A 4,737-nucleotide genomic window follows, 5' to 3' on the forward strand; every position below is an offset into this window, starting at 1 on the left:
TCGCCAGGAGCCTGCTCGAAGCCGGAGGATTCAGACCCCGACTACACCCTCGATCGTGAAGAGCCTGTTTCGTGTGATCGGGCAGGTCATCGACACTGTTGAGGTCCGAAAGGTCGGCATAGTCGCGTAGTCGGGGTCATGCTTCAGGCACGGAGTGTCTGGAGGTGAGGTCCGTGACGAAGAGATCGCCGACGGCCCGACCGCACGCGGATCGTATTCCGCGGGTACCGGTGGGCCCCTTGGCACCGATGGTGCTGGAAGAGTCCTCGGAGTGGTTGGCCGCCCAAGGGTATTCGTCGAGGTCAGCGGCTGGAATCGTGAATTTGCTGGAGCGGCTGAGCTCATGGATGAGGGAGGTGGCCGCCGGGGTCGATGACATCGACGAGGACCTGCTCGCCAGGTTCGTCGCGGCGGAGCGCGTCACGACCGGATCGAGTATCGTCGATCACGCAAGGAAACCCAACCATGATCACGCACCACGACTGACTGGGTATTTCCAACCGCGAATGCCGCATTAAGTCAGACACACCCCAAACAGCTCGCCGGCCAGTCCGTCAACTGAGGTGCTCCCTGAACGCCTCGCCGTCCGGCCCTGTCCGCACGGATTCAGACCAGGCGCCGATCGCCTGCCAGGTCATCGAGCATGGTCGTCAGTGTATGGGTCAAGCGGAGCGTGCCGACTCGCACCGCCTCCGGCCCAGATCCGCGCTTCCTGAGGTCGCCCAGCTCCACAGGCCTGCCGACGTCGATCGTGACCAAGGGCCGCCCAAGAAGCCGCGGTCGACGACTGTAAGCAGGAAGGATCTCCTGAGCTCCCTGCTGCGCCACCGGGATGAGCGGAACCCCCGACTGGAGCGCGAGTCGCACGGCTCCCGTCTTCAGACCCATCAGACGGCCGCCGCTGTCCTTGGTGATCGATCCTTCCGGATGCACCACGACGAGAGCGCCGCCGCGGAGCGCCTCCAGGGCCGCATCGAATCCCCCACTCCCATGGTCACGGTCCACCTCGACGTGCCCTGCAGCACGAAACCATCGGCCCACCACTCCGCTGCCGAACAAGCTGCTCTTGGCCAGGAAAGCCGGTGTCCGACCCGCGGCGAGCACCGCTTCGGCGACGAGCAGCGGATCGACCTCCGAAACGTGATTGACGGCAAGCACAGCGCCTCCATGCCGGGGGATCCCGTCGAGGCCACGCCAGCCCCGTCGGCACACCAGCAACAGAACGGGCTTGCAGACCAGGAACGCGATCCACCATGCGGCACCCCACCGCGGGGTGGACGCAACGATCGAGTCACCACAGCTCGACCGCCGTCAACCGTCTTCTCCGTGAGGCCGCTCCGCGCCTGAGATGAAGTGTCCAGCACCGACCACGACGAAGGTGGCCGAGGCAGAACCCGCCATGCGACCAGCGTTGTCCCACGCTTCAGCGTGGAGGAGGAGTCGACGCCCGTTTCTCTCTCTCGCCTGTGCGCGAAAGGTGTACGGGTGGTGGAGACGAAACGGGGCCTGGTACTCGACCGTGATGCTGCGGGTGACCGCTAGCGCACCAACGGTGTAGAGGACAAATCCGAAGAGGTCGTCGAAGGCGAGCGCGACAACACCCCCGTGCGCGATGCCAGGAGCACCGACGTGGGCGTCGGAGAAGCTGTGGACCGCCTCGACCCCCTCCGCAGTACGCACCACCTGCAGGCCCAGACCGGCCGGATTGGCTGGTCCGCAGCCGACGCAGTCCTGCGAATGAGGTGGCAGCGTCTGACCGATCGCAACGGTCTCCTGACCTGCCAGGTACGACGTCCACTGCGCGAAGAACTCCGCATCCGCGCGACGGACCTCGGCGGCGTTGCCCTCGGGACGTTGCATTTCCATACCGTCTGTCACTTCGCCGCTCTCAGCCATTCGCGGCCTCCAACGAACCGGCGGCGGCTTCCAGCGACTCGACCACCTTCGACTCAAGCTCAGGTAGGACGCTGGCTTCCGCGGCCACCGCCTCCGCGCGGGCTCGGCTGTCGACGTCGCGCTGGACTCCTGCGCGTGCGGTCTGCGTCCAGGCCCGCGCGCAACGACCGACGACTTCAGCCAGATCTGCGGTCGCCGCGTCCCCGGTCGAGCGAGCGACGTCGTCGCAGCCGTCGGCGAGCAGTCGGCGAAACAGTCCGCCGCCGGTCCCGGCCTTCTCGACGAACGCGCTCAGGCTGAACAGCAGCACCTCGAGCTCCTCAGCAGGGAGGTCTCCCCAGGTCTGCACGTCGAAAGCCAGCTGCCTCACCCCGTCGAGCCCCTCGGCTCCGTTGCCCGCCACCGCGAGATCGACGATCCCCGGTCCGGAGGGGTGCCTCATCCGCGTTGCGGACTGCCGGAACGCCTCAGCCGCCACCTTCGAAAGGTCCGGCAGCGTTGCGGGCCAGGTGATTCGGTACGTGCAGTGGCGCGTCGGTTCCGGGAAGGACTTCGACGACCGTGCTCGCGCCAGAGCATCGAGCGGGACCTCCTGGACCTCGGCGCGGTCGTTGTCCACGACATAAGCCAGGTCCTGCGCTTCGTCGTAACCGATCACCACGATGTCGTGACGGCTCATCTGGAGCTTGACCCGCAGATACGGGAGCTCGGCTATGTCGCCCCAGACAAGACTGGGACGCCCCGCATCGACCTCGTCACGGACCCACGACCACCCCTCATCGGGATCGTCAGTCGTCAGGACATCGACCTTCCCTCCCAGTCGCACCGGAAGATCCACCTCGAAGTCCGAGCCCCGACCCACGAGGTAGACCGGGGGCATGAGGTCACTCGACCACACGTACGACAAGCCCAGTGCACCGCCAAGCGCAAAAACCAGCCCCTCCCGCGGCGGGCCCGACCATCCCAGTCCGTTCCAGTGCAACAGGTCGCGCAGCGCACCAGAGCCACAGTGGCCCCCCATCTGGTGGGGATAGTCCTGGATGAGCGCGGTGTCTGGCATGTGACGTCCTCTTGCGGGTGGCAGGTCAGGAACGGGCTGGAGAAGGGTCAGTCGCCGTGGATGGCGCGTCGGCCAGTCGCCGGGCGTCTCGCGATTGGCCGTTCCTCACGAGGAGCGAGCCAGTGGCGGTCGTGGTCATCGCCGATATGCCGGCGAGTCGAGCGGACGAGTCCTGTCGTCGGGCGGCACGCTCACTGCGGCAGGCTCGGTGAACTCGTCCGCGACTGGCCCAGGGGAGGCGACCATCACCGATCCGTAGGAGCTACGAAGCTCAGCCAAAATCTCGGCCAGAGGCAGGTCGTCGAAGACACCGCGATCGCGGACGTACTCCATGTGCTGGGTTCCGTCGGCGGTGAAGGCGTGCATGAGCGCGTCATGCTCGCCATCGAACTCGACCGGCGGGACTCCGAAGCGAGCGCACAACTCGCTGTTGAACGCCGGCGTCGCCTTGACCCATCTGCCGTCGATGTAGAGCGAGCTGTAGCCGTGATAGACGAAGAGATCCGACCCGCTCATCAGCGTGCGCAGCGAGTCAGTCTGCAGATGATTTCGGACGTCAGCGAAGCCAAGCCGCGCCGGAATCCCGGCCGCACGGCACACCGCAGTCAGCAGCACCGCCTTGGGCACGCAGTACGCACGCCCCATTTCCAGGACGAAGCTCGCTCGGTAGTGGGCGGGATCCTCCGACACCGAATAGGGGTCGTACCACACCTGGTCGCGGACGGCGGCGAAGAGACGGGCCGCCTTCTCACGGTCAGTGCCCGCACCGTCAATCGCTGTTGCCGTGAAAGCACGGACAGCTTCGTGCTCGATGTCGAGGAAGTCGGTCGCCGCGAGAAGCGCGTTCGGTGGCGGGTTCATTTGTGCTCCGAGTCGAGTAGGTCGCGGACTGCGTGGAGTTTCGTTCAGTGGGGTCCTTCCACCACGGGTCGATCGATCTCGCCGCCCGTCTGGATTCTCCCGACGCAGCAGTTTGATCCTCTGTTCGAGCGTGAATAACTGCCAGCGTCGCGGCACGCGGGTCTCGCAATGCGCATTCACATCATTTTACAGGACGCGCATTCTGTCAAGAGGTGGACAGACACGCCCTATTTGTCACTGCTTCGGCCGCCTTCGCCTGAAGGGGCAGCAGGGCGCGCCAGCCGTCGAACTCCAGTTCGTAGGGGCACCCGCCGCGCAGGGTTGGCAGGCGGCAGGTCTTGGACAGGCTTGACCGAACTTCGTTCTTGCGGGACGCCCAGCATGACGGGTCTGTGCTCAACCTGGCACGTCCCGTGGGTCGTGCCCATAAGAGTTGCGTTGGCCGATCGTGCCGTCGAGGTTCTTGATGATGTGCTCGACCTTCCGCCGGCGTGCCTCGTCACGGCCAGCCCCGACCTCGTCGAACTTCGTCTCGGAGGTGTGGAACGGCGCGGACCCCTCGCCCTCGATCCGGCTGTGCCACTGGCCGTCCTGGTGGTACGTCTCAACGTCACCTCGGGGCACGGCTCTCTCCTTTCGTAGCGGTCGAGCTCCTCGTACCCCAAGCTGCAGGGCACACTCCGCCAGCTCGACAGCGGTCTGGTCGACTCCGCCCGCCGCGACCGCCACTCCGTCCTGTCAGCAGTTCGGCTCCTACACGTCAGGAACCCGAATAGGACAAAGAGACCGACGCTCTGGCAAGAGCGCCGGCCTCAACACCAGACGGAACTGGGGCACCGCCCGACAACTCGCACCGACCACGTTCTGCCGGCTCGATGAGCTCGGACTTCACGCTGTCGGGCAGTACCTGTCGCCCGATC

6 protein-coding genes are annotated in these 4,737 nt (G+C 65.8%); all 6 read right to left on the minus strand.

Going from position 1 to position 4,737, the window contains the following annotated elements:
* Nucleotides 1–136 precede the first annotated feature (136 nt).
* On the minus strand, nt 137–379 hold the full coding sequence (locus HGQ17_RS14755) for a hypothetical protein (protein ID WP_168888714.1): 243 nt from the start codon (nt 377–379) through the stop codon (nt 137–139).
* A gap of 227 nt (nt 380–606) precedes the next feature.
* Complete coding sequence (locus HGQ17_RS14760) at nt 607–1,212, minus strand: lysophospholipid acyltransferase family protein (RefSeq protein ID WP_324615314.1); 606 nt, start codon at nt 1,210–1,212, stop codon at nt 607–609.
* A gap of 99 nt (nt 1,213–1,311) precedes the next feature.
* The gene (locus HGQ17_RS14765; protein ID WP_211090717.1) at nt 1,312–1,896 is read right to left on the minus strand and encodes a PaaI family thioesterase; all 585 of its coding nucleotides are present in this window, start codon (nt 1,894–1,896) and stop codon (nt 1,312–1,314) included.
* Nucleotides 1,889–2,956, minus strand: coding sequence for a BtrH N-terminal domain-containing protein (locus HGQ17_RS14770; protein ID WP_168888715.1), 1,068 nt, complete (start codon nt 2,954–2,956; stop codon nt 1,889–1,891). The genes HGQ17_RS14765 and HGQ17_RS14770 overlap by 8 nt, the downstream gene beginning before the upstream one ends.
* A 135-nt stretch (nt 2,957–3,091) precedes the next feature.
* The gene (locus tag HGQ17_RS14775; protein ID WP_168888716.1) at nt 3,092–3,817 is read right to left on the minus strand and encodes a transglutaminase-like domain-containing protein; all 726 of its coding nucleotides are present in this window, start codon (nt 3,815–3,817) and stop codon (nt 3,092–3,094) included.
* 396 nt (nt 3,818–4,213) lie between these two features.
* On the minus strand, nt 4,214–4,441 hold the full coding sequence (locus HGQ17_RS14780; RefSeq protein WP_168888717.1) for a DUF2188 domain-containing protein: 228 nt from the start codon (nt 4,439–4,441) through the stop codon (nt 4,214–4,216).
* Between the last annotated feature and the right edge of the window lie 296 nt (nt 4,442–4,737).

Source organism: Nesterenkonia sedimenti, assembly GCF_012641515.1.
GTDB lineage: Bacteria > Actinomycetota > Actinomycetes > Actinomycetales > Micrococcaceae > Nesterenkonia > Nesterenkonia sedimenti.